Origin of the sequence: Corynebacterium sp. 74A (assembly GCF_008930665.1) — a bacterium.
GTDB lineage: Bacteria > Actinomycetota > Actinomycetes > Mycobacteriales > Mycobacteriaceae > Corynebacterium > Corynebacterium megadyptis.
Window position 1 is genome coordinate 334,197 of the sequence record NZ_PQMG01000002.1, and the last position, 23,368, is coordinate 357,564.

At 64.0% G+C, this 23,368-nt stretch carries 17 protein-coding genes and 1 pseudogene; 11 read left to right on the forward strand and 7 right to left on the reverse strand.

Going from position 1 to position 23,368, the window contains the following annotated elements; genetic code table 11:
• Nucleotides 1–279: 279 nt before the first annotated feature.
• Nucleotides 280–1,926, reverse strand: coding sequence for a VanW family protein (locus tag GBB11_RS04530; protein WP_225979177.1), 1,647 nt, complete (start codon nt 1,924–1,926; stop codon nt 280–282).
• A gap of 379 nt (nt 1,927–2,305) precedes the next feature.
• Between GBB11_RS04530 and GBB11_RS04535 the strand changes: the two genes are divergently transcribed.
• The 3 genes and pseudogenes from GBB11_RS04535 to GBB11_RS10910 all read left to right on the forward strand — a co-directional run.
• Nucleotides 2,306–2,770, forward strand: coding sequence for a universal stress protein (locus GBB11_RS04535; protein ID WP_151549540.1), 465 nt, complete (start codon nt 2,306–2,308; stop codon nt 2,768–2,770).
• Between the two features lie 3 nt (nt 2,771–2,773).
• On the forward strand, nt 2,774–2,968 hold the full coding sequence (locus GBB11_RS04540; protein WP_151529016.1) for a DUF2613 domain-containing protein: 195 nt from the start codon (nt 2,774–2,776) through the stop codon (nt 2,966–2,968).
• Between the two features lie 40 nt (nt 2,969–3,008).
• Nucleotides 3,009–4,739, forward strand: a pseudogene (locus tag GBB11_RS10910) (alpha-(1->3)-arabinofuranosyltransferase family protein); the annotation flags it as partial.
• 1,024 nt (nt 4,740–5,763) lie between these two features.
• Here GBB11_RS10910 and GBB11_RS04550 read toward each other — a convergent pair.
• A complete protein-coding gene (locus tag GBB11_RS04550; protein ID WP_151549421.1) occupies nt 5,764–6,846 on the reverse strand; it encodes an acyltransferase in 1,083 nt (360 codons plus the stop codon).
• 93 nt (nt 6,847–6,939) lie between these two features.
• Here GBB11_RS04550 and GBB11_RS04555 point away from each other — a divergent pair, with 93 nt between their 5' ends.
• Complete coding sequence (locus GBB11_RS04555) at nt 6,940–7,875, forward strand: porin PorA family protein (RefSeq protein ID WP_192795905.1); 936 nt, start codon at nt 6,940–6,942, stop codon at nt 7,873–7,875.
• Nucleotide 7,876: 1 nt separating this feature from the next.
• Nucleotides 7,877–9,304, forward strand: a complete 1,428-nt coding sequence (locus GBB11_RS04560; protein WP_151549419.1) for a hypothetical protein — start codon at nt 7,877–7,879, stop codon at nt 9,302–9,304.
• Here the strand turns inward: GBB11_RS04560 and GBB11_RS04565 are convergent.
• On the reverse strand, nt 9,255–10,328 hold the full coding sequence (locus GBB11_RS04565; RefSeq protein ID WP_151549418.1) for a glycosyltransferase family 4 protein: 1,074 nt from the start codon (nt 10,326–10,328) through the stop codon (nt 9,255–9,257). The two genes, GBB11_RS04560 and GBB11_RS04565, sit on opposite strands and share 50 nt — an antisense overlap.
• 26 nt (nt 10,329–10,354) lie before the next feature.
• On the opposite strand from GBB11_RS04565, the gene GBB11_RS04570 reads away from it, so the two are divergent.
• Nucleotides 10,355–11,122: a methyltransferase domain-containing protein gene (locus tag GBB11_RS04570; RefSeq protein WP_151549417.1), complete on the forward strand. Its 768-nt coding sequence runs from the start codon at nt 10,355–10,357 to the stop codon at nt 11,120–11,122.
• A gap of 3 nt (nt 11,123–11,125) precedes the next feature.
• Here GBB11_RS04570 and GBB11_RS04575 read toward each other — a convergent pair whose 3' ends face one another.
• The 3 genes from GBB11_RS04575 to GBB11_RS04585 all read right to left on the reverse strand — a co-directional run bounded on the left by GBB11_RS04575 (nt 11,126) and on the right by GBB11_RS04585 (nt 16,094).
• Nucleotides 11,126–12,412, reverse strand: a complete 1,287-nt coding sequence (locus tag GBB11_RS04575; RefSeq protein WP_151549416.1) for a glycosyltransferase family 87 protein — start codon at nt 12,410–12,412, stop codon at nt 11,126–11,128.
• An 11-nt stretch (nt 12,413–12,423) separates the two neighbouring features.
• The gene (locus GBB11_RS04580; protein ID WP_192796308.1) at nt 12,424–13,842 is read right to left on the reverse strand and encodes a glycosyltransferase family 87 protein; all 1,419 of its coding nucleotides are present in this window, start codon (nt 13,840–13,842) and stop codon (nt 12,424–12,426) included.
• A gap of 428 nt (nt 13,843–14,270) precedes the next feature.
• On the reverse strand, nt 14,271–16,094 hold the full coding sequence (locus GBB11_RS04585) for a phosphoenolpyruvate carboxykinase (GTP) (protein ID WP_192796415.1): 1,824 nt from the start codon (nt 16,092–16,094) through the stop codon (nt 14,271–14,273).
• 272 nt (nt 16,095–16,366) lie between these two features.
• On the opposite strand from GBB11_RS04585, the gene trmB reads away from it, so the two are divergent.
• Genes trmB through GBB11_RS04610 form a run of 5 tightly spaced genes read left to right on the forward strand, consistent with a single transcriptional unit; the run spans nt 16,367 to nt 21,732 of the window.
• A complete protein-coding gene (trmB, locus tag GBB11_RS04590) occupies nt 16,367–17,236 on the forward strand; it encodes a tRNA (guanosine(46)-N7)-methyltransferase TrmB (protein ID WP_370513513.1) in 870 nt (289 codons plus the stop codon).
• A 3-nt stretch (nt 17,237–17,239) separates the two neighbouring features.
• On the forward strand, nt 17,240–17,905 hold the full coding sequence (locus GBB11_RS04595; protein WP_151549413.1) for an NYN domain-containing protein: 666 nt from the start codon (nt 17,240–17,242) through the stop codon (nt 17,903–17,905).
• Nucleotides 17,906–17,933: 28 nt separating this feature from the next.
• Complete coding sequence (locus GBB11_RS04600; protein ID WP_151549412.1) at nt 17,934–20,285, forward strand: MMPL family transporter; 2,352 nt, start codon at nt 17,934–17,936, stop codon at nt 20,283–20,285.
• A complete protein-coding gene (locus tag GBB11_RS04605) occupies nt 20,285–21,355 on the forward strand; it encodes a YbhN family protein (protein WP_151549411.1) in 1,071 nt (356 codons plus the stop codon). The genes GBB11_RS04600 and GBB11_RS04605 overlap by 1 nt, the downstream gene beginning before the upstream one ends.
• A gap of 5 nt (nt 21,356–21,360) precedes the next feature.
• The gene (locus tag GBB11_RS04610; RefSeq protein ID WP_151549410.1) at nt 21,361–21,732 is read left to right on the forward strand and encodes a DUF3054 domain-containing protein; all 372 of its coding nucleotides are present in this window, start codon (nt 21,361–21,363) and stop codon (nt 21,730–21,732) included.
• Between the two features lie 84 nt (nt 21,733–21,816).
• On the opposite strand, the gene GBB11_RS04615 is transcribed toward GBB11_RS04610, so the two are convergent.
• Nucleotides 21,817–23,358, reverse strand: a complete 1,542-nt coding sequence (locus tag GBB11_RS04615) for an acyl-CoA carboxylase subunit beta (protein ID WP_151529030.1) — start codon at nt 23,356–23,358, stop codon at nt 21,817–21,819.
• Between the last annotated feature and the right edge of the window lie 10 nt (nt 23,359–23,368).

Sequence of the window (23,368 nt, forward strand, 5' to 3'; positions counted from 1 at the left end):
GCTGCCGCGTTCTCTTCCGTTGCTGCGCACCCCTCTAGGGGCTCGGGGCGAGAGCTACGCCGGCGAGAACCGGGCAGGTGAGGATGCCGCCACCATCCCAAGCAACACTGGGTGCTAGAGCCGATGCCCCGAGCTGATCTCACGGCGTCAGGGGACGCCTCATAGCACCGTATTCGCCGCCCGACGCGGCTGCGCCTTCCGCCGATACCCACAACCCCACCACCGCTGGCTGCGGTGATGGGGCGTGAGGTTCGGGACTACTCCGTGCTGTTCGCGGGTCTAGCTGCAGCGCACGATCGGCTGCGGATCGTAGACCGTTTGTTGGGTTTCCCGCGCGATCTCTGCCCCAGAGAGGTTGCGGATGATGCGGGTATCAGAGGTGGTGAAGCCGGGAGCGCCGGAGGATGGCGAGCAGTCATCGCCGGAGAGGCTAATGCGGTGCGGCTGGGTGGGGGCCCAGCGGCCGCCGGAGACCGATTCCACCTCCACTTCCTTGACTCCCTTGAACTCCACAGTGATTTCGTTGCCGTGCACCCACGAGGAAATGAGGACCGGATTCTTTGAGGTGTTCTTGAACTGGAGGTCGATCAATCCCTCAAACACGGTGGCTTCACGACCGGCTGGGTAGCGGGAGATGTAATAGGAGTGCGGGGTATGCGCCACATCCTCCATGCCGGCGAAGTAGGCGGCATTGTAGAGGGTGGTAGCAAATTGAGAAATTCCGCCGCCCACGGCTTTATCGGCACGGCCGTTGAGAATAATGCCGGATTCCACGAAGCCTTGGGCGGCACCCCTCGGTCCGGTATAGCCATTGAGCGAGAAGGTTTGTCCGGGAACCACCACAGCCCCATCGACGAGCTGGGCGGTGAGCGCGATATTAGTGCCAGAGGGCCCAGAAAAGTCGCCGGTGGTGAAGGTCGAGACCGTTTCAGAGAAGTTCGCCTGTTGGGCCTGCTCGGTGGTGTAGGTGGCCGGCTCATCCTCATAGGCGGCGTCGAACTCGCGGGGTTCATCGCCGAGGATACGCTGCTCGAGGCCGTCCATCACGGAGTCCCACTGGATCTGCACACCGTCGACGCTCGGAATTACTTCCCCACCGCCGCGGGTGAAGCTGGCGTTTTTCATCTCCACCTCGGTCTCGGAGAGCGCCTCGCCGAGGATGGCGCGAGCGGCGTCCTCATTGTATTCGCTGCGGAGGTGGTCCCCCTCGGGTACGAAAGTGATGACCTCGCCCATGCGCTCCAGCGGAATCTGGCCGGTCACATCCTCGCGGCCGCGCACGACCACCGGTCCGGACAGCGCCGTGGCGGCATCCTTCTGGGCCGCGGAGCTATCACGCACGGCAGGCTCTTCAGAAACTGCCGATACTTCGACTCCCTTGGTGTCGAGCCACCGCTCCGGCAGGGAGGCCTCCAGTCCCTCGCGGGAAGGATGCTGGCCATTGAGCGGCTCGTCGACGATCACCTCGCCATTATCGATCCGGACCGCGGCGTCGCGCGGCGGCCGGGAGAGCTCCTCGCTCACGCGATCCACCCCGGCGGCGAAGGCGGCCTCATCCACGGCGCTCACCACATCAGATTCCTGACTGCGGAACAGCGCAGCGATCTCGCGCACGGGATTGAGGGAGGTGTGCGGGGCCTGGGCCACGGTGCGCTCCCAGTCGGCGGACAGGCCAATCTCGGCGGGCACCACGTGGGTGTCCATCTCGCCAGCGCGCACGGTTATGGGCTTGTCCTCCACCCCTGCGAGGCGACTGGCAAGCAACTCGCGGGCCTCGGCCTCGCCGAGCCCGCCCACGGCCACGCCGTTGATTTCGCTATTGCGCTGAAGCTTGTCTTTGCCCAGCAGATAGTTCGCCAGCAGCGCTACACACGCCACCGCGAGCAGCCCCACGACGACGAGGAGAGAAATTTTGCGCACATTCACGTTTCTCAACCTTACTAATCGCGCGTATTCTTGGCGATTTCCTATCTCGTCTTAAGCCTGCCTGAGAATATGCATCTAGCCAGTTCAACAGCGCATTGTTCACCTTCAGCGCGACAGAAAAGTGATTATTGTGACTGTTGTGGCGCATGGGCTTTCGCTCTCTAGGGTATGAACAACCGCTCTCCATCACCTACACTGGAAGGGGTTTTGTCATAGATAGATCACGCCCCAGTACCTGCGCGGTGCCGGTGGCGTGGCTGTGGCATACATCCACAAACGAGACGACGCCGCGCCCGCTCCTCCACCGAGGACGCTGGGCGCGAGATATACGAGAACGAAGGAAGGGGCACTGTCACCGGTGTTTGAATCCACCCAGACGATGCTGGTTGCCTATGACGGTTCGCCGGAATCGCAACGAGCACTCGACTACGCCGCCGCGCTGCTGGCGCCGAAGCACGTGGAGATCATCACCGCGTGGGAACCGCTCTACCGCCAGGCTGCCCGCGCCGCCGGGCAGTCGGGAATGAAGCTCTCGGATATGCAGTCGACCGATGATGAAACCGAGGATCCCGCCTATCAGCAGGCGCTAGCCACCTGCCGCGAGGGCGTCCAACGCGCCGAGGAGCTGGGCTTCTACGTGAAGGCACACCTCGTGGAATCGGCTACGTCTATCTGGTCGGCCATCATCGATGCCTCCGAGGACCTCCGCCCCGATGTGATCGTAATTGGCACTCGCGCCGAAACCGGAATACGATCTTTCTTCAGTTCTTCGACGACAGAAAGTATCGTCCACAACACCAACATTCCCGTGTTCGTGGTTCCCCCGGAAGACAATGAGGATTAAACCATGGCTCTTGAATCAGATAGCGTCACTCGCCGCACGATTGGCCCCGCGTTTGCCTCTGCTGTCGTCGGCCTCCTTCTAGGGATGGTTGCAATCCTTGGCCTCTCCATCTTCTCCTCGCAAGACACCGTCCCTCAGTCGCACGCGGTCAATAGCGACGACGCCCTCCTCGGCGGCGTCGAATACGGCACCCGCTAGCCTGCCCTCGCTGGGACCCTCTCGCCTCCCTTTCTCCCGCATGGCCACCACCCTGCGGGTCTCACCCCATGCCCGCGTCCACCTGCTGGCATGGTTATTCGCGGCGCTGTGCTCCTTCGGATCTGCCTGGGGGCGCACCGCCGCCGACACCAAACTTGATCTGGCTCTCAATCCCGCCGGCTTTCTCGCCCGGGCGGTGCGGCCGTGGACCGATGTGTTCCCACTCGGCCAGCTGCAGAACCAAGCCTATGGCTATCTCTTTCCCCAAGGCCTCTTCTTTCTCCTCACCGAGCCACTGCCCGACTGGGTAGCCCAGCGGCTCTGGTGGACCCTCATACTGGGTCTTTCCTTTTCTGGGTTTTATCGCCTGGCCGGCACACTGCGGCTACCGAGCCCTATTCTCGGCGCGGCCGCCTATGCTTTATCCCCGCGGATTCTCACCACACTCGGTGCGATCTCCTCTGAAGCCTGGCCTGTGGCCCTCGTGCCGTGGATCGTAGAGCCGCTCGTCCGCGCCAAACCGGCGCTCGGCCGTGCCATCATCGCGGTGGCGTGTCTCGGCGCGGTCAATGCCACCGCCACCATCGCCGCATGTATTCCCGGCGGTTTCGTGCTGCTCTTCCGCCACCGCTGGGTGGACTTCGGCCACTTCCTCATCGGCTCCATCTTGGTGAGCATGTGGTGGCTGGTGCCGCTGGCCACCATGGGCCGACTCTCCCCGCCTTTTACCGACTACATCGAAAACGCGCACATCACCACCGGGAACCTCAACGGGGTGCAGGTGCTGCGCGGCGCCACCAGCTGGACCCCTTTCGTCGATAGCGAACGACTCGCGGGACATGTCCTCGCACTCAACCCGATTCTGGTGTTGGCCACCGTCGCGGTGGCGGCCGCCGGTATTGCTGGGCTAAAGCGGATGCGCGGCCAAGGAATGTGGATCACTCTGCTGCTCATCGGCGTGATTATTCTCTGCGGCTCGCACTATGTCACGGGCTTCCTCGATGGTCCCGGCGCGCTGCTGCGCAATGTGCACAAGTTCGACCCCTTGGTGCGGCTGCCGCTGTGTATCGGTATCGCCTGCCTCAGCGTGCACTGGCATAAGTTGCTCTACATCGCCACGGCGCTGGCGGTGGTGATGGCCAGCTCGCCAGCGTGGTCGCTGCGGCTGGCACCTCGGGGCACATTCCAGGAGGTGCCCTCCTATGTCTACGAGACCGCGGATTGGCTGAACACGCACGGGGAGAATACCCGCACGCTGATCTATCCGCCGGTGCGTTTCGCCCGCCAGGATTGGGGCTGGACCCGCGATGAGCCGCTGCAGCCGCTGCTGGAGGTGCCGTGGATTGCCCGCGACGCGGTCCCCCTAGTCAATCCCGAAGCAATCCGCGGCCTCGATGGGGTGATGGACTCGCTCCAGGATGGTTCCTTCGCGGCGCTGCCCCAACTCGGCGTGGGCCTGATTGCGGTACGCCACGATGTGGGCCAGCGCGCCGGCACGGAGCTGGTAGACGCCGCCGAGGAACAGGGCTTGACGGTGCACTCCTTCGGCAAGATAGATGTGATCGAAATCGATCCCGAGCGCGGCGCCTCAGTGGTGGATCAGCCCATCGACCAAGTGCTCGGCGGTGGAGAGTCGCTGGCCTTGATCAATGAGGTGCTGGGCTATGAGCCACGCCAGCTCACCAGCGCACCCGAGCAGGCGCAGATCATCACCGACACTCCCCTAGCCATTGCGCGCAACTATGGCACCGGGCAGCATTCGGGTCTTTTGGCCCGCCGCGAGGAAGCGCCCGATATTAAGAATCCGGTGATCGACTACCCCTCCCAGGCGCCGAAGCTGTGGCTGCGGGAAACCGGCGGTACTGTTACCGCCGGCCCGAATGCCGCGGATGCCGGCAGTATTTACGGCCCGCGCACGAATCACTCCCCCACCGCTGCGGTCGATGGCTTCGCCGGCACCGCCTTCTACGGCGATTGGTTGAGCCTCGATCCGGAGAATGATGATGTGCGCACCCTGAAGCTGCAGATTCGGGGCCGCTCCGGCGATCTTCTGGTCAATGGCACCCGCGTATTTATGCGGGAAGGCGAGACCGCCGAGTTACGGGTAGACGAGTTGCCGGTGCGCATTATCCCGGGCCCGGGACAAGGGATCGCCGAGGCCGATATGGGTATCCGCCGCGAGATCGTGGTGCAGGGCTCGCCCAGCGCCCAGCACTACCTATTCAGCCAGCGGCAGGTGTACACCGGTGTGCTCGCCCGCACCTTAGTGCTCCCCGAACCGGCGCGCCTTGAGTTACGCACCTCCTCCTGCGGGGCGTGGACGAATACGCTTATCGACGGCACACCCCACGGCTGCGGCCCCGTCGAGCTGGACGCGGGGGAACATCGCCTCTCCACTAACGCCGAGTGGCTGATGCTCACCAACCCCCAAGCACCCCCAGCGCCGCGAAAGCAGCTGGTGGATACCTCCTATTCCTTCAACCCAGGTTTGAGCATGGGCGATGCTCCGCCCACCACCATCAATGCCGGTATGCAGGCTTTTGAGGCCGATGCCCTCGCCCCGCTGCGTTTCCCGCGGAGCTATCTGCTGGTCGGCGTGATCATTTCTCTGCTCGCCGCGGCCTGGGCGCTCTATCTGCCCACCACGCCGCGGATCCCAGGGGTATTTCGCCCGACTCCGCGCTATGCCGTGCTGGCCCCACTGGTCTTCGGCCTGCCGGGGCTTATCGGCATTGTGGTGGCATGGATTGTGGAGCGGTGGACCACGCTACGCATCGCCGGGCTGAGCGTGCTGGTTACTGGTCTGTGGCTACAGCGCGGCGTCGAGGCTGGCGGGCACGTGCTGACGCAGGCAGCCATCGCCACAGCCCTCGCGCTGGTCGCTCTACCAGGTGGTAAGACAGATACGCCACCGGCAGGGTCAGCCCCAGAGTCACCGCAGTGATCAGCAGGAAATTGCCGGTGAACGGGCGCATGCCCAGAAGCGGAAACACCATTTCTAGCACCACCACATGCCAGAGGAAGATGGAATAAGAAATGGTGCCGAGCTGACTGAATAGGCGCGAGTCGAGCAGCCGCGAGCCCGGCGCGAGCGCATAGGGCACCAGCACCACGGCGGCGAAGGCGGCGCCAGCAATCACGCGGCGCAGAAACTCCAGCGGGGAGGGGTGCTCGAGACCGAGCGGCCCGAAGAACTCCTGGCCGGCCACAAAAAGGATGGCGGCGGCGCAGATCCACCAGATCCAGCGACGACGCAGCCATCTCTCTGCGGTGGGCGTGGGCTGAATGCGGGCCGCCAGCAGCCCCACGGCGAACCAGCAGGTATAGGCGGGCGGGAAGATCTGCCAGTTGGGGCCGCCGGTGGGGAAGGGAATAAAGGCCCAGCCGAGACTGAGCAGCGCCAACCCAAGAATGATCCACCGCTTCTGGGAGATAAAGGGAAATACCAGATAGAAGGCCACTTCCACGCACATTGACCACAAGTGGGTGATACCTGGGAGCAGCCCGTGGGGCAGATAGATCTGGGCGAAGAAGAAAGTGGCGATCACCGCCGCTGGGTCGGCGTCGAAATTGGCTGGCAGGATAATCAACGCGGTGGCCACACACACTACATAGGCGGGCACCACGCGGAAGAAGCGCTTGGCATAAAAGGAGCGGCGGGTGCGATAGTCGCCGCGCGCCAGCAGATAGGCGGAGAGCGCAAAAAAGAGCGCAACAAAGAAGTCGAAACGCCCTAAAAATCCACCCACCAGCGAGCTGGGATCCATGCCAGACTGAAAAGAGGTGTGGGTGAGCAGCACTCCGCAGGCGGCAACGGCGCGCAAACCCTCGAGGCTTGGATTGTAACCGCGCGGCGTTGCGTAGGATTGAGGAGACACGACACTTATTGTTTCATACCCACAATTGATACTTCACTGTTCGCAGCGCGGTGGCTCCACCGCCACGAACGCCCGCCTAGAAGGAGAGTCGACGTGGCCCGCGGTAGCAGAACCGGCAGCATCGTCTCGCTGCTCATCGCCCGAGTATTCCTCGGTGCCGCCGTCTTTTTTGTGGCCTTGTCCTTCATCATCTACACCACGTGGAAGTTCAGCGAGGGCTCACTGCCACGCAACTACGCCACGCATGTCACCACCGTGCCCAGCATCGCCGTGGGGTCACTGGCAGGAGGCCAGACGGTGTCCAAAGAAAGCAGTATCGTGCTAGGCGAACCCGCGGACCGAGAGAATGTGACGGCCGAGGCACGCACTACGGTGCGCTCCCAGGAGCAGGTGCTCTACCGCGAGGAGGACTCGGTTACTCTCAGCCGCGGCACCGGCTATCCGGTGGAGACGGCGTCGTCACGCTATATGGGCGGCGCCCCAGGGCTGATCGTCGGCTCCACTCTCACCCATTCTTCTTTTGTGCGCGTCGGCCTGAACTATCGTTTCCCGCCGACGACCGGGAAATCCTCCTATCCCTATTTTGATACGGTGCTGCAGGCCTCGGTGCCGGTGGACTTCGTGGATGCCGTGGATTATCACGGCGAGGAGGTCTTCACCTATCACCAAGAGATCGGCCCCGTGCGGGTGATCGGCGGCTATTACGCGGTCGAACGCGATATCACGGTGGAGCCTTTCACCGGAATGATCGTGGACCTGAAAGAGCGTCCCCTCTGGTTCACCGCACCCGATACCCCCACCGCCGAACAGCGCACCGCCGAGTTTTTCGCCGGCGCCTCCTCGGTGGAAGGCACCGTTTTCAGCGCCCGCTTCGACTGGGATGAGAGCACCACATCCCAGCAGTGGGCCGAAGCCGAGCGGAAACTCAGCGCCTTCCACGCCATGCGCTTAACCCAGTATCTCAGCCGCACGCTGTCCTTCCTGCTGCTCATCGCCGCCGCTGTCACCTACCTGCGTGCGCGGAGCTAGTATGCGCGGCCGCGCCTTCCTCCCCGCACTGCGCGGGACGACGCTGTCGTGGGCCATCGTGGCGCTCTGCCTTGGCATGCTCGCCCTAACGCTGCTGCGTAGTGGCGTGCTCATCACCCGCGACATGGTGCTTATCGACACCCCAGCCCTCAGCGCGGATGCACTCGGGGTGGGTGATCTCCCCGCCCGCAATGTGCCCCAAGACGGGCTCTTGGCGCTGCTGGGCCAGATCCTGCCGGCCTCCTGGTTCGCCCGTGCCCTCATCCTCGGCTCGGCCGGTATAGCCGCCTGGGCCGCCTGGGGCTATGGGCCGCTCGGGGTGGGGCTCACGCTCTGCAATCCCTTCATTATCGAGCGCCTGGCCCAAGGCCAGTGGTCGCTGGTGATCGCCGCCTGGCTCTTGCCGGGGATCGCCGCCAGCGCCCAGCATCCGCTCCGGCAGCTCGGCCTCGTGTGGCTTGCCAGCCTCACCCCCACCGGTGCGGTGGTGGCCGGGGTGGTGGCGATTCTCACCCGCCCCGCACTCAGCTCGGTTGCGGGCGCGGCCGCGGTGTCCTTGCCTTGGCTCGTGCCCGCGCTGCTCAACCCACCCAGCAGCGCGGCGGGAGCTGCCTTCGCCACCCGCCCCGAGGTCGATTTCGGCCCGGAGGTGCTGAATATCGCCGCCACCGTTGTGGGCTTGGGGGGAATCTGGAACGCCGAGGTGGCCCGCACCGGCGGCGTGATCGCGGGGGCGCTACTTTTTCTCCTTCTGCTCACCGGTCTGCGCGCCGCGCCGCGCCGGCTGGTGCTGCTCGGCGCCGCGGGTATCCTGGCCGCCGCCTGCAGCCTCGATGTGCAGGGAATTCCGGGCGGGGCGCTATTTCGCGACACGCATAAATTTGTTCTTTTCGCCCTGCCGGCCTACGCGGCTATGGCCGCCGGTATCCGCTGGGTATGGCTCCAGGGCGTAGGGCTGGTACTGCTGGCGCTCAGCGTGCCACAGGCCCCGCAGCAGCTCGCTGAGCTGCGTCCCGTTCCCGCCGACTCCTCTTGGCAGCGCCTGCACGACGAGGCCGAAGGGGTGGATGTGCTGCTGGTGGGTCCCGCCACCGCGATCACCACCTATGAGGGGCGAGTGGCGGTGGATCCGCGCACCAAGGCAGTGGCGGCCGTCCAGCCTGGAGGTTTGGTGGTGGACGGGACGATCGTGGACCCGCCGAACCCGCGCTGGCAGCAGGCCATGGACGCCTGGGAGCGTCGTGATGATGCCGCCTTGGCGCGCCTCCAGGTGGGGCTGGTGGTCGATGGTGGACACACCCACCGGATTACCGGGGTGGAACCTCGGCCGCACGGCTATGGACTAGGACTGCTGGTGTGGTGGCTGCTGGTGCCGCTATTTATCGGGCTTCGCGCTCTACGAGTTCGGCAAAGGCAGCGCCCGTCGTAGCCCAGGAATACTGATGGGCGCGCTGCCGGGCAGCCTCGCCGAGACTGGTGCGACGCGCGGGATCCGCAATCAGCTCCGCCGTTGCGGCCAGCAGCTGCTCGGGGGTATCCACCAGCACGCCGGTTTCACCATCGAGCACGGAATCGCACAGTCCCCGCGAGCTGCGATAGCCAATCGTGGGCACCCCGTGCTGGGCGGCCTCCACCACCGCTAGGCCCCAGCCTTCCTTGCGGGAGGGCATCAGATGGATATCCGCTCGCTCCAGCAAGGCGTGTTTGGCCTCCTCGGACACATGCCCATGGAAATGGATATTCTCCCCCGCGATCTCGCGGAGGTTCTCCTCCCACCAGCCGGAGCCGATCACGTCCAAGTCCACTCCGAGGGCATCCGCTACCTCGATGGCGTGCTCGATCTGCTTGTGTGGCACGAGGCGAGACAGCGTCACCAGCCGTGGGCCAGAGGCCGGGGGGAGGGCGTCGAAATGCGGTACGGGATCGACACCATTGTGGATCACGCTGATATAGCGCACTCCCAGCTCGCGCAGCTCACTCGCCGAGGCCTCGGAGACGGTGACCCAGCGGGCGTGGCGATAGACCCGCGGCGCGACTGTGGACTCCAAAAACCAGCCCAGCTGCGCCAATCCGGGCCCAGCCACCGGCCATTGCTCGCGGTGGCAGTGATGGGTGAGCACCACGGTCGGGGCATTCAGGAAAAGCCGAGCGAAGAAAGGAATGCCGTTTTGGGTATCCACCACCGCATCGACCCCGCGCAGCTCCCCGATGCCTACGCGTCCGGCCAACATGGCCAGCCACGCCCGCGGATAGACCGTGAGCCTGCCACCCGCCCGCCGAAAACGCACCCCCGCGCGGCTCGTGGTGGCAGGGGCGTTTTCATTGGCCGCGGTGCGGAAAATCACCTCATGGCCACGCTCCACGAGGTGCTCCGCGACGCGCTCAAGGTAGCGTTCACTACCACCGCCTTGAGGGTGGGTGGAATCGCGCCAGCAGAGCAGGAGAATCTTCATCACACCCAAGCCTATAATGGAGCCCCATGCGCACCATATTCCGCTCGGCTCTCAACCGCCTGAATGGGCAGCCCGCACCGCAAACCATCTCGCGAGCCACCTTCGGGCGCACGTGGTCACTACTGCGCTCCTTCCCTCTCGAACAGGCTGACCCCGACGTCTTTTATACGGGCCTGGCCCGCGACACCGCCGAGCTTATCGACGCCCTCTGCACGGATTATGGTGTGTCCCTCCACGGCTCCCGGGTGCTGGATGTGGGCGGTGGCCCCGGCTATTTCACCTCCGAGTTTGCCGCCCGCGGGGCCCGCTATATCTCCTGCGAGCCTGGGGAGCTCGCCACCGATGTGCGCGGCTCTGGCATGCAACTGCCTTTCCTCGATAACAGCTGCGAGATCACCTATTCCTCCAATGTGGCCGAGCATGTGCCCGAGCCTTGGACCATGGCCGATGAGATGCTGCGGGTGACCGCCCCCGGCGGGCTGGTGGTGTTGTCCTACACCATCTGGCTGGGCCCTTTCGGCGGCCACGAAACCGGGCTGTGGCAGCACTATGTGGGCGGGGAGTTTGCCCGCCAACGCTATAAGAAAAAGCACGGCCACGAGCCCAAGAACATCTTTGGCACATCGCTATTCGACGTTTCCTGCGCCGAGGGCCTGCGCTGGGCAGAGAGCACGGGGCAGATGGTGCTGGCCTTCCCCCGCTATCACCCGTGGTGGGCATGGTGGGCCGTGCGCGTCCCGCTCTTCCGCGAATTCGCCGTCTCGAATCTGGTGGTCGTGCTCCGCAAAAACTAGACCCTAGCGGCCCACGCACTCCTGCCGCAGGCCGCGGCCGATCTCTGCCACGCTGGGGCGATGCTTTGCCACCGCGCCGCAGAACAGCACCAGCGATGTGCCCAGCAGCACCACGAGCGGGGCGAGATCCCACGACAGCTCCCCATCGCCTGCGGCGAAGGGCGGCAGGAGCAGCAGCAGAAATGCCACCGCCCACCACCAGCGATAGAGCGCCACCACGCCGATGATGCCCACCGCCCCCATCAGGGTATAGTGCACCCACAGCACACTCGAGACGCTGGTGGCACCCAGCATCATCACCACCGCAATGATCTCAAATTTCTTGGTGCTCTCACTGCCCATCAGCGCCAGCGCCCCCACCGCGAGAACAACAAGAATGAGCAGCTTGATCGGCAGCGCCCAGGGGGAGGACTCATCGAAAACACCCACGATGGCCTCCGTTCGCACCGGCATGATGAGCAGTGCATCGATAGCCACATTGTGCGGGGCCAGGGTATGGGCGCCGATCCACCCCACCGTCTCCCGCCACGCGCTGAACACGGAGCTGGGGACGAGAAGATAGGACACCACGCCGGCAATAGCGAGCAGGCCGGTGGCGATGAGCCCGGCGCGGCGTCGTGAAGCGAAAAGCAGCATAGCCACCACCACCGCCACCGGGGTGATCTTGATGAAGGCGGCTACCGCGATGCACGCCCCGGCCAGCCAGGGGCGGCGTCGGCTCAGCGCCACACTCAGCGTGATGAGCGCGTAGATAAAGGGCGAGGTTTGGCCCAGCGTGATACTGGCCTGCGCTGCCGAGCTCAGCCACACCAGCGTGGTGACGGCCACCAGCACCCCTGGGCGCGGGGCACGATCGGTCCACATCGCGATCGCCGCAGCAGCCAGCAGGGTGAGGGACACACCGGTGATCACCGCTCCCAGGGCGATAAACACCGAGAAGCTCATGATCATGGTCAGCGGGGCGAGAATATAGGCCACCGCGGGCAGGTGCACATAGGGGTGTGGCACCAGGGTGTGCTCGGCGATGAGCTCAGCCTCGTGGGTCCACTCCGCGCCGGTGAAGAGCCCATAATCATTGGGGTCGATGGCATAGAGCGCATCTGCATGCCCGGTGGCCACCAAGCGACCAGCGATCCACCAGCTGGCAGCATCGTCTGGCGTGGCTAGGCGCAGCTGCGCATATAGCGTCAGAGCAGCGAAGGCCGCAGCCACCAGCCACACCGAGGTAGGGAACATCCCCCGCGTCGGCTCAGACGAGGCATGATGCGCGCGGGCTGCAGAAGAAACCATAAACGCGAAGTTTAGCGCCGAGCGCGGCGCGGGGGCGAGTCCGCAGGCCGGCCAGCACGCCGATAGCGCAGCCCGGTAGCACTCGGGCCCGCCGCTGTGGGGCGCGGCGCCGGCGCGAGGGTGGCCGTCGGTGCAGGTGCGGGTTCGGAGGCCGGTGCGGGCGCAGGTGCAGGTGCAGGAGCGAAGGCCGGTGCGGGTGCCGGGCGGCCGCTGATCTCGGTGAGAATCCCGCGCCACACCGAGCGGAAGGACAGCCCCTCGCTACGCATGATCTCGCCCACCACCAGCAGCACCGTGGGAATCACCATCAGCGCCAACGGCGCCCACTGCAGCGCCCCCGGTGTGGTGTCCATATCCACGAAATGCCCGCCGAGGGGCTGATAGGCCAGCAGCAGGACGCCGAGCACCCAGTAGCGGCGGTGCAGAATGAGCACTCCGGCAATCGGCACAAACGCCACCAGACCATAGTGCAACCACACGACACCAGATACCGAGGTGGCCACCAACAGAATCGCCACTGCCGAGATTTCAAACTTATGGCGCGACTGGGTGCCCATAAGCAGCACAAGGCCAAGGCCCACGAGCAGCACATAGAGACCATTGAGCACGGTCGCCGCAGCTGGGGTACCGGGGACGGCCTCCACCTGCACCTCTAAGGTAGTGCGCTCGGCAAAGAGCGAATCGAGGGAGGCGTTGATGGGGACCGCCAGGGTGTGGGAGTTCATCCACGCGATCGTGTCCCGCCACGCCGTGATCACTGCATTGTCCACCAACAGCAGGGTCAGTACTGCGCCCGCAGACACCACGGCCAGGCCCACCAGCCCAGCGCGGCGCCGCGATCCGAAGCCCACCAGCACCACAATCAACGCGACCGGGGTGATCTTGATCAGCGCCGCAATGCCAATGAGCACTCCCGCGATCACGGGACGACGCTCCGAGAGCGCCAGCGCCACCGCGATGATGGCATAAATAAAAGGAGAGGACTGCCCGAGCGTGATGCTCATCTGGCTTGCCGTGCACAGCCACAGCGCCACGCTGCCCAGCCAGAGGGCGGAGGTCGACGGCGCCGAACGAGTAAAAAGGCCGATGCTGGCCGCCACGATCACCACAATGCAGACTCCGTTGATTGCCGAGCCGATGGTGGCGAAGGTGGAAAAGGACATGATGTGGGTGAGCGGCGAGAGCGCATAGGCCACTAAAGGAATATGCACATAGGGGTGCGGATAGGGCGAGACATCGCGGATGAGTTCCGCCTGCTGCGCCCACGCATCGCCGGTGTATGAGGCAAAGTCAGTGGTATCGACCGCGTAGATCGCGTGGGCCTGTCCTTCTGCCACGAGCGAGGCTGCAATCCACCACGAGGCCAGATCATCCGGATAGCCGGAGCGGCGGAAGAGCCACAGGGTCAGCACCGCGAATACCGCAGCCACCACCCATACTCGCAGCGGGAACAGCCCGTCGGAGCGCTGAGCGCTGGAATGCCGACCGAGCGGTGCGCCTTTGAGGGCCCGCTCCCACTCGCCCGTCGTATTGCCGGCGCTGCCGCCTGCGCCACGTGCACTAGCTGCGTCGCGTGCACCAGCTGTGCCGCGCGCTCCGCGGGAGGACGCTAGTTGCCGACCCTGTCGTGGGGTGTCCCGTCCCTGAGCGCTTGGCATATACGTTGCACGTCCATTCCGTTTTATCCAGGCGAAGTTATATTCTCTCGGATAGTTTAGCGAAGGAATACACCTCGCGGCAGGCGGACGCAGATACGCCGACTGCCCGGCCCCGCAGCCCCGCCTCCCCCTCATACGCGAGGGGCAACGGCGGTGCTCGATTGGGACCGGGCAGAACAGGTCTGTCTCAGGCGAGGAGACTACTTGGCGTCGGCAATACGCTTCTTCAGAGCGGCGAACTGCTCATGCACCTCGGCCGGAACCTTGGGGCCGAGCTTCTCCAGCCATGCCTCGTTATCGGCCAGATCGCCCTCCCACTGCTCGGCGGGGGCGCTCAGTGCCTCTTCCACATCGGCGACCGGGGTGTCCAAGCCGGTGAGGTCGATGTCCTCCACCTTGGCGGTGTGGCCCACCACGGTCTCGGTGGCGCCCACGCGGCCCTCGATGCGATCGATGATCCACTTGAGCACGCGAGAGTTCTCGCCGAAGCCGGGCCAGAGGAAGCGGCCATCGTCGCCGCGACGGAACCAGTTGACCAAGAACACGGACGGCATCTTGTCGCCGCCCTTGACGCCCATGTCGATCCAGTGCTGCAGGTAGTCACCGGCGTTGTAGCCGATGAAGGGCAGCATGGCCATCGGGTCGTGGCGCAGGGAGCCCACCTTTGCCTCGGCGGAGGCGGCGGTCTGACCGGAGGACAGGAGCGCACCAATCATGGTGGCGTGATCCCAGTTGTGTGCCTGGGTGACCAGCGGCACGGTGTCGGGGCGACGGCCACCGAAGAGGATGGCGTCGATCGGCACACCCTGCCAGTCGTTGAACTCCTTGGCAGCCACCGGGCACTGCGAGATCGGCACGCAGTAGCGGGAGTTCGGGTGGGAGGAGGGCTGCTCGGAATCCGGGGTCCACTCATTACCCAGCCAGTCGATGGCGTGATCGGGCTTGTTCTCCAAGCCTTCCCACCACACATCGCCGTCGTCGGTGAGCGCAACGTTGGTGAACAGGGTGTTGCCCGGCTCCATGGTGCGCATGGCGTTGGGGTTGGAGGAGTAGTTGGTGCCCGGAGCCACGCCGAAGAAACCATTCTCCGGGTTCACGGCGTAGAGGCGGCCATCCTCACCGAAGTGCAGCCACGCGATGTCATCGCCGACCACCTCGGCGCTCCAGCCCTCCAGGGTGGGCTCGATCATGGCCAGGTTGGTCTTACCGCAGGCGGAGGGGAAGGCGGCAGCCACGTAGTAGGACTTACCCTCCGGGGAGTTGAGCTTGAGGATGAGCATGTGCTCGGCCATCCAGCCCTCTTCCTGGGCCATCACCGAGGCGATACGCAGGGCGTAGCACTTCTTGGCCAAGATGGCGTTGCCGCCATAGCCGGAGCCATAGGACCAAATCTCCTTGGTCTCCGGGAACTGGGTGATGTACTTGGTGTCGTTGCAGGGCCACGGCACGTCCTCCTGGCCCTCCTCCAACGGCGCACCCACGGAGTGGAAGCAGTGGACGAAAGCGCCATTCTCGCCGATCTTGTCCAGGGCTTCCTGACCCATGCGGGTCATGATGCGCATGGACATGACCACATAGGCGGAGTCAGTCAGCTGCACACCCAGCTTCGGGCTGGGGTCATCGATCGGACCCATGCAGAACGGCACCACGTACATGGTGCGGCCCTTCATGGAGCCCTTGTACTGCTCCAGCATTTCCTCGCGCATCTTCACCGGGTCGGCCCAGTTGTTGGTGGGACCAGCGCCCTCCTCGCTGTGCGAGCAGATGAAGGTACGGGATTCCACGCGAGCAACGTCATCGGGGTTCGAGCGAGCGAGGTAGCTGTTGGGGCGCTTCTCCTCGTTCAGCTTGATCAGGGTGCCCGCTTCCACGAGCTCGGCGGCGAGTCGATCCCACTCCTCCTGAGAACCATCGGCGAACACCACTCGTTCGGGCTGGAAGAGATCGACAGCCTCGGCGATCCAGGTGAGCAGTTCTTCATTCTTGGTGGGGGCAGGGCCTTCAAGGCCTTTGATAGCGGTCATCGCTTCTCCAGACATGTGCATCACTCGACAGACTTTCACTACCAAGATTAATGAAGTGCCTGCACGCTGAACCCGTGTTTTGGATCGCTTTTGAGAAAAGGTACGAATATTCGCTGGACCGAACACCTGCTTAGTGACGTTTTGGGCATAAGTCACACCTTATGCGGAGGCGCCTCGCCCCACTTTGGGGGTATTTACTCGCCACGACTACCCCAGACCATGACCGTACGGGCACTAGCTATTATTGAACTTTTACCCATCCACTTGGAAGAATGTCTCAAGTGTCTACTAGTGATAATTCTGATTCTCTCGCTGTAGGTGGTCACACCACCTCCGCAGCGACTCCGTCTTCCCCCGCACCGCAGCACGATGCTGGCCGCGACCGGGCTGTCGGCGACCTGCCGGGCGGGCGCCCTCTCCAGTCTGATTTCAACGATGGCTTGGACTATCCGCGGCTCGGCTCAGTGAGCTTCCGCCGCGGCACTCTCACCGATAATCAACAGGCCCTCATGGAGGAGCACTGGCCCCGCTTGGGCACCGTGCTCTCTGATGAACGCATCGATCCCGCCGCCTGGTTCGGCCGCGAGGCCCGCACCATCGTGGAGATCGGCTCCGGCACCGGCACCTCCACCGCAGCGATGGCCCCGCTCGAGGCGGACACCAATATCATCGCCGTGGAGCTGTATAAGCCTGGGCTGGCGAAGCTGCTCGGCAGCGTCGTCCGCGAGGGCATCGAGAACATCCGCATGGTGCGCGGCGACGGCATCGAGGTACTCAACCGCATGATCGCGCCCGCCTCCCTCGACGGGGTGCGCATCTACTTTCCAGATCCGTGGCCCAAGGCGCGGCACCACAAGCGCCGCATCATCCAATCTGGGCCGCTGCACCTCATCGCCTCCCGCCTCAAGCCGGGCGGAGTCTTGCACGTAGCCACCGACCACGCCGACTACGCCGAGTGGATCGATGAGCTGGTCGAGGTCGAGCCCGCACTAGAGTACATGGGGTGGCCATGGGCTGAATGCCCTCAGCTCACTGACCGGCAAGTTATTACTAAGTTCGAGGGCAAGGGCCTCGATAAGAGCCACGTGATTCGTGAATATCTGTGGCGTAAGCGTGACGACGCTACCCCAAAGGAGATCTAGCCCATGAGTGATTTCGTGGAACTGCACCACCGCTATGACGATTCGGGGCGCATCGGCCCGGCCAATATGTTGCTGGTGTGGGACGGCCCGAACCTCGATATGGGGCTCGGCGCCCTGCTCGGCGGCCGTCCTTCCGGGGCCCAGCGCCCCCGCTTCGACGCGGTGGGCCGCTGGCTGATCAACGAGGCCGCCGCCATCGACCCGGCCATCGATCCTGAGGCCACCGTCTTCACCAATGTCTCCCCCGACGCCGCCGAGGCCGTGCGTCCGTGGGTGGATGCGATGCGCAATATGGGTTTCGCGGTATTCGCGAAGCCCAAAACGGCGGAGGATTCCGATGTGGATCCCGATATGATCCGCCATATTGAGCGTCGAGAAGCAGAGGGCGTGCTCAAGGGCCTGGTGGTGGCGAGCGCCGATGGCCGCAACTTCCACGACACTCTCGAGCGGATCGCCGCCACCGGGGTGCCGGTGACCGTGCTGGGCTTCCACGAGCACTGCTCGTGGGCGACCGCCTCGGAGTCACTGCGTTTCGTTGATCTCGAGGACATTGACGGCGTCTTCCTCGAGCCCTTGCCGCGCATCACCTTGGACAACCTGCCCGAGGACGGCGCGTGGCTGCTGCCCTTCCGTCCGCTGCGTGCGCTGCTGAATTCCAAGCCGCACTAGGCCGCGGGGATAGACGAGGAGCTACACCATGTTCTACAAGTGGGGACTGCTGTCCTATCGTTTCCGGCGCATCGTCCCAGCGGTGATCGTGCTGGTGATCCTTGCGCTCTACGCGCTGGCCGGCACCAAGCTGGAGGACCGGATGAGCCAGGAGGGCTGGGATGATCCCGGCTCCAGCTCAACCCAGGCTGCCCAGATCGAGCTGGACACCTTCGGCCGCGACAATAACGGCGATGTGATCCTGCTCTTCGAATCCACACGCGATCGCCCCCTAGACGATCCCGCCACGGTGGAGCAGGCCCGCGATTTCCTCGCCCGCCTGCAGGAGCAGCATTCCGGGCAGATTTCGCATATCACCAGCTACTTCGATAACCGCAATGGCCAGCTGGCCACGGCCGATAAGCGCCTGGCCTTCGCGGCCATCGGTTTGCAGGGCGATGGGGAACAAACCCTAAAGGATTTCCGCGCCGTGGGCGAGGACTTCACCCCGCCGGCGCACATGCTCAACGACGATGTCCGCGTAGAGGTGGCCGGCGCCACGGCCATCGCCGATGCCCTCGATAAGGGCATGGCCGGCGATATCAAACGCGCCGAGCTGGTGGCACTGCCCCTAGTGGGCTTGTTGCTGCTCATCGTCTTCGGTTCTCTCATCGCCGCGGTCATGCCGCTGATCGTGGGTATTCTCTCCATCTTCGGCTCGCTGGGCGTGCTCAGCGTGCTTGCCGAATTTACACAGGTGAACGTGTTTGCCATGTCCGTGGTGACCCTGCTCGGGTTGGGGCTAGCCATCGACTATGGGCTGTTCATGGTCTCCCGCTTCCGCGAGGAATTGGATGCCGGCCGCGATGTCCGCTCCGCGGTGGCCATCACCACCGCCACTGCTGGGCAGACCGTGGTGTTCTCCGCGGCCATGGTGGCGGTGGCTCTGTCGGGTCTGCTGGTCTTTCCCCAGGCCTTCCTCAAGTCCATCGCCTATGGTGCTATCTCCGCTGTGGGGCTGGCGGCGGTGCTCTCCATCACGGTGCTGCCCTCGATCTTCGGCATGCTCGGCCCCAACATCAACAAGTTGCGGGTGCGCTCGGTGTCCAAGAAGAAAGAGGACATCGAAACCTCGGTGTGGGCGCGCATAGCCGGCTGGTCCATGAAGCGCGCCAAGATGGTGACCTTCGGCATCACCGCACTGCTCATCGCCCTCACTATCCCCTTGGGCGGGGTAAGCTTCGGCGGCATCAACGAAACCTATCTGCCGCCAACCAACGATGTGCGCCAGACCCAGGCCAGCTTTGACCAGAACTTCCCGCAGTACCGCACCGAACCCATCAAACTGGTGGTGACCGGCGCCGATAATGCCGCGCTGGTGAATATCTACCAGCAGGCCAACCAGGTGGAGGGACTCACGGGGCGCTTTACGCCCTCCTCCCCCACCGAGAACGGCACTACTGTCCTCTCGGCCGGTATTGAGAACCGTTCACAGAACAAAGCCGTGGTGGATCAACTCCGCGATATTGATCCCCCCGAAGGCGTGGATCTCTACATCGGCGGCACCCCGGCCCTCGAGATCGAATCCATCGAGGCGCTCTTTGATCGACTGCCGTGGATGGCGGTGTATATCATCGCCGCCACCTTCATTCTCATGAGCATCGTCTTCGGTTCGGTCATCCTGCCCGCCAAGGCCGTGATCATGACCATCCTCACCCTCGGCACCACCTTGGGTGTGCTCACTTGGATGTTCGTCGATGGCCTCGGCGCCGATTTCTTCAACTTCACCCCGGGCCCGCTGATGAGCCCGATCCTGGTGCTCATCTCCGCCATCGTCTACGGCCTGTCCACCGACTATGAGGTCTTCTTGGTCTCCCGCATGGTGGAATCCCGCAAACGCGGCGCCACCACCGACCAGGCGATCCGCTATGGCACCGCCCACACCGGCTCCATCATTACGGCCGCGGCGCTCATCATGATCGTGGTCTGCGGCGCCTTCGGCTTCTCGGACATTGTGATGATGAAGTACATCGCCTTCGGCATGATCGCTGCATTGCTTCTCGACGCCACCATCGTGCGCATGTTCCTCGTGCCCGCTGTCATGCACCTGCTGCGCGAGGACTGCTGGTGGGCGCCGCGCTGGGTGAAGCGGGCCTCCGAATTCGTCGGCCACGGCACTGAGCCGCTCGCCGCCGTGGCACCCACCACTGCGCAGCAGAGCGACTACGCTGAGGCGGAGGAGCCCAGCAGCGTCGAGGTCTATCCCGAGGATCTCACAGTGCGTAGTGGCACCCCCGCCGAGGACAATAATCAACTCATCCCCTTCCATGACCTCATGGCCCGCCTCGAGAGAGAACAACAGGGCAAGCATGGTCGCGGGTCCGCGACGAAGGGAGACTAATGCTGCAGATCCTGCGCAACCCTTGGGTTCGTTGGCTGTTCCCGCTGGTGGTGCTCGGGATCGTGCTCATTATCTTCCGCGATAAGCTGCCCTTTATCGCGGAAGGCTTCATGGAGCTCGACGATATGGCCGGCCGCGGCATGGCCCTGGCCATTATCAGCTCCATTCTGGCCCTCGTGGCCATGGCCGAAGTGATGTATGTGTTTATGCGGGCCGGGAAAGTACAAGCGTCCCGGCTCCAAGCCAATGCCCTCACCTTCGGCTCCAATGCCTGGTCCACCTCCTTTCCCGGTGGGCCGGCTTTTGCCACGGTGCTGCAGTATCAAATCATGAATAGCTGGGGCGCGGGCCCCGCCATCAGCACCTGGTTCTTGGTGCTCTCCTCCACCCTGTCCACGCTGTGGCTGGTGGCGCTCGGCGTGATCGCCATTATCTTCCTCGGCGCCTCGCTGTCGCTTGGGTCTTTGCTGCTCACGCTGGCGGTGCTGCTGGCGCTGTCCGCACTCACCTATTGGGCCTCCTCCAACCCCGATACGCTCAAGCGTCTCCTCCGGCCGCTGAGCTCCCGGACATCGCTAGCAATTAACCATCACATCGATCAGCTCAAGGCCGCCCACATGGGTTTCGGCACCTTCCTCTACGCGGCCAGCATGTCCTTCCTCAACTGGATCTTCGATATTGTCACCCTCGTCGGGGCGGTATGGGCGGTCACCTATCAGCTGCCCGATATCTATGGCGGTGAAAACAAAACCACCATTGCCGGCATCGCGCTCGCTTTCGTGACCGCCAAGATCGCCGGCACCGTGCAGGTCACCCCCGGCGGCCTCGGGCCGGTGGAAGCGGCCATGATGGGCACGCTCGTGGCCACCGGTATGACCGCCGCCCAGGCCTTCTCCGCGGTGTTTATTTACCGACTCATCAGTCTCGGGCTCATCACCATCCTTGGTTGGATCATCTACTTCTTCGGCTTCTCCAGCCGTGGGCTCCACCCGCGTCCCGAGGTGAAAGAACACCAGGACCCCGTGGCCCGCGAGCAAAATGCCGATCCTGCGGGTGGGTCAGTAGATTAGAGCCTATGGCTCGATATTTTCTCGGCGATGTCCTCGCCATCGTTCTCTTTGCTCTCCTTGCCCGTATCGCTCACCAGAGCGACACGATGCCGCTCAGTGCCGCCGGGGTAGCTGATACCGCCTGGCCCTTCCTCATCGGCACCCTCCTGGCATGGGGCGTCATCTATCTCGCCGCGCTGGAGCCATGGCGCATCGCCCCCGCCGGCATCAGCGTGTGGCTGTGCAGCGTCATCGCCGGGCTGGGGATCTGGGGGCTGCGCCACGGCGCGCTACCGCACTGGTCTTTCATCATCGTCGCCTCGCTGATGTCGCTGGTGCTGCTGCTCGGCTGGCGCCTAGTGGCAGCCCGCATGCAGAAAGGCAACGCCGCCATCTAGCACCCAGCGACACCGTAACGCAGGCACCCCACCTCCCTGACTTCGCGGGAGATGGGGTGCGAGTGGGCGTCGATAAGCGCCCTGCTACATCGGAATAATGGTGTGCTTCTTGGGCAGATCCTCCACCTGCTTTGTAGCGAGCTGGCGGAAAGCCTGGCGCAGCGCCACGCGGGTGGTATTAGGTTCAATCATGGCATCCACATAGCCACGCTCAGCCGCCACATAGGGGCTGGTCATGTTCTCGTCGTAGAAGTCCATGAACAGCTTCTTCATATAGGCGCGCTGCTCCTCCGGCATCTGCGCCAGCTTCTTGCCCTGAATCATCACGGCCGCGGCGGCCGCACCCATCACCGCGATCTGGGCGGTGGGCCAGGCAAGGTTGATATCGCCGGAAAGGTTCTTCGACCCCATCGCCGCATAGGCGCCGCCATAGGCCTTGCGCACGATCAGCGAGACCTTGGGCACGCTGGCCTCCACCAATGCGAAAGGCAGCTTGGCGCCACGGTGGATCAAGCCCACCTTCTCCTGCTGCACCCCGGGCAGGTAGCCGGGGGTATCCACCACGAAGAGCAGCGGAACATTGTAGGCATCGCAAATGCGGATGAAGCGGGTGGCCTTATCGGAGGCATCGGCATCAATACAGCCCGCATAGTGCAGCGGATTATTGGCCACAATGCCCACCGACTTGCCATCGATACGGCCGAAGGCGGTGATGATATTGGGCGCGAAATTCTCCTGAATCTCCAGCACATCATCGCTATCGAGCAGCTTCGGCAGCAAATCCTGCATGTTGTAGCCGGCGTTCGTATCATCCGGCATAAACAGATCGAGCTCGCTGGCCTGGGCCACATCCTCATCGGCGGGCGCCCAGAACTCCGGCGCCTCATCGAAGCAGGTCATGGGTAGATGCGCCATGAGATCCTGCACATAGGCGAAGGCCTCGTCTTCCGAGGACGCAACATAGGAGACATTGCCGTTGAGCTCCTGCTCGCGGGCACCACCCAGCTCGGCGGAGGTGATCTCCTCGCCGGTGACCTCCTTGATCACTGCGGGGCCGGTGACATACATTTCGGCACGATCCTCCACCGCCACCACGAAGTCGGTGGTGACGGGGGCATAGACGGCGCCGCCGGCGCACTTGCCCATCATGATGGAGATCTGCGGGGAACGGCCCGAGAGCGGCATTTGACGGCGGGCAATCTCGGAGTACATGGCCAGCGAGGTCACGGCATCCTGAATGCGGGCGCCGCCGGAATCCTGAATGCCAATCACTGGGCAGCCAATCTTGATGGCCATGTCCATGATCTCGCACACCTTGCGCCCGAAGGTCACGCCCACCGAACCGCCATAGACGGTCTTATCGTGGGCGTAGATCGCCACGGTGCGGCCATCAATGCGGCCATAGCCGGTGACCACGCCGTCCGAGTAGGGAGCATCCGCCTCGTCTGGGGTGCGGCCCAAGGCGCCGACCTCCACGAAGGAGCCGGCATCCAGCAACCGAGCGATGCGCTGGCGCGGCGTGGTCAAACCTGCCTCGTCGCGCTTACGGCGAGAACGCTCACTGCCGGGATCCTGCGCTTTTTCCAAGCGTTGGCGCAGATCAGCGAGCTTCTCAGCCGTGGTCATCGGATTCACT

Excerpts from the sequence above, each read along its gene's own strand:
- GBB11_RS04535 (WP_151549540.1), top strand. The coding sequence starts at position 2,306 with ATGCTGGTTGCCTATGACGGTTCGCCGGAATCGCAACGAGCACTCGAC.
- GBB11_RS04565 (WP_151549418.1), bottom strand. The coding sequence starts at position 10,328 with ATGAAGATTCTCCTGCTCTGCTGGCGCGATTCCACCCACCCTCAAGGC.
- trmB (WP_370513513.1), top strand. The coding sequence starts at position 16,367 with ATGTCTCAAGTGTCTACTAGTGATAATTCTGATTCTCTCGCTGTAGGT.
- GBB11_RS04615 (WP_151529030.1), bottom strand. The coding sequence starts at position 23,358 with ATGACCACGGCTGAGAAGCTCGCTGATCTGCGCCAACGCTTGGAAAAA.
- GBB11_RS04585 (WP_192796415.1), bottom strand. The coding sequence starts at position 16,094 with ATGACCGCTATCAAAGGCCTTGAAGGCCCTGCCCCCACCAAGAATGAA.
- GBB11_RS04570 (WP_151549417.1), top strand. The coding sequence starts at position 10,355 with ATGCGCACCATATTCCGCTCGGCTCTCAACCGCCTGAATGGGCAGCCC.
- GBB11_RS04540 (WP_151529016.1), top strand. The coding sequence starts at position 2,774 with ATGGCTCTTGAATCAGATAGCGTCACTCGCCGCACGATTGGCCCCGCG.
- GBB11_RS04605 (WP_151549411.1), top strand. The coding sequence starts at position 20,285 with ATGCTGCAGATCCTGCGCAACCCTTGGGTTCGTTGGCTGTTCCCGCTG.
- GBB11_RS04575 (WP_151549416.1), bottom strand. The coding sequence starts at position 12,412 with ATGGTTTCTTCTGCAGCCCGCGCGCATCATGCCTCGTCTGAGCCGACG.
- GBB11_RS04560 (WP_151549419.1), top strand. The coding sequence starts at position 7,877 with ATGCGCGGCCGCGCCTTCCTCCCCGCACTGCGCGGGACGACGCTGTCG.
- GBB11_RS04600 (WP_151549412.1), top strand. The coding sequence starts at position 17,934 with ATGTTCTACAAGTGGGGACTGCTGTCCTATCGTTTCCGGCGCATCGTC.
- GBB11_RS04595 (WP_151549413.1), top strand. The coding sequence starts at position 17,240 with ATGAGTGATTTCGTGGAACTGCACCACCGCTATGACGATTCGGGGCGC.
- GBB11_RS04610 (WP_151549410.1), top strand. The coding sequence starts at position 21,361 with ATGGCTCGATATTTTCTCGGCGATGTCCTCGCCATCGTTCTCTTTGCT.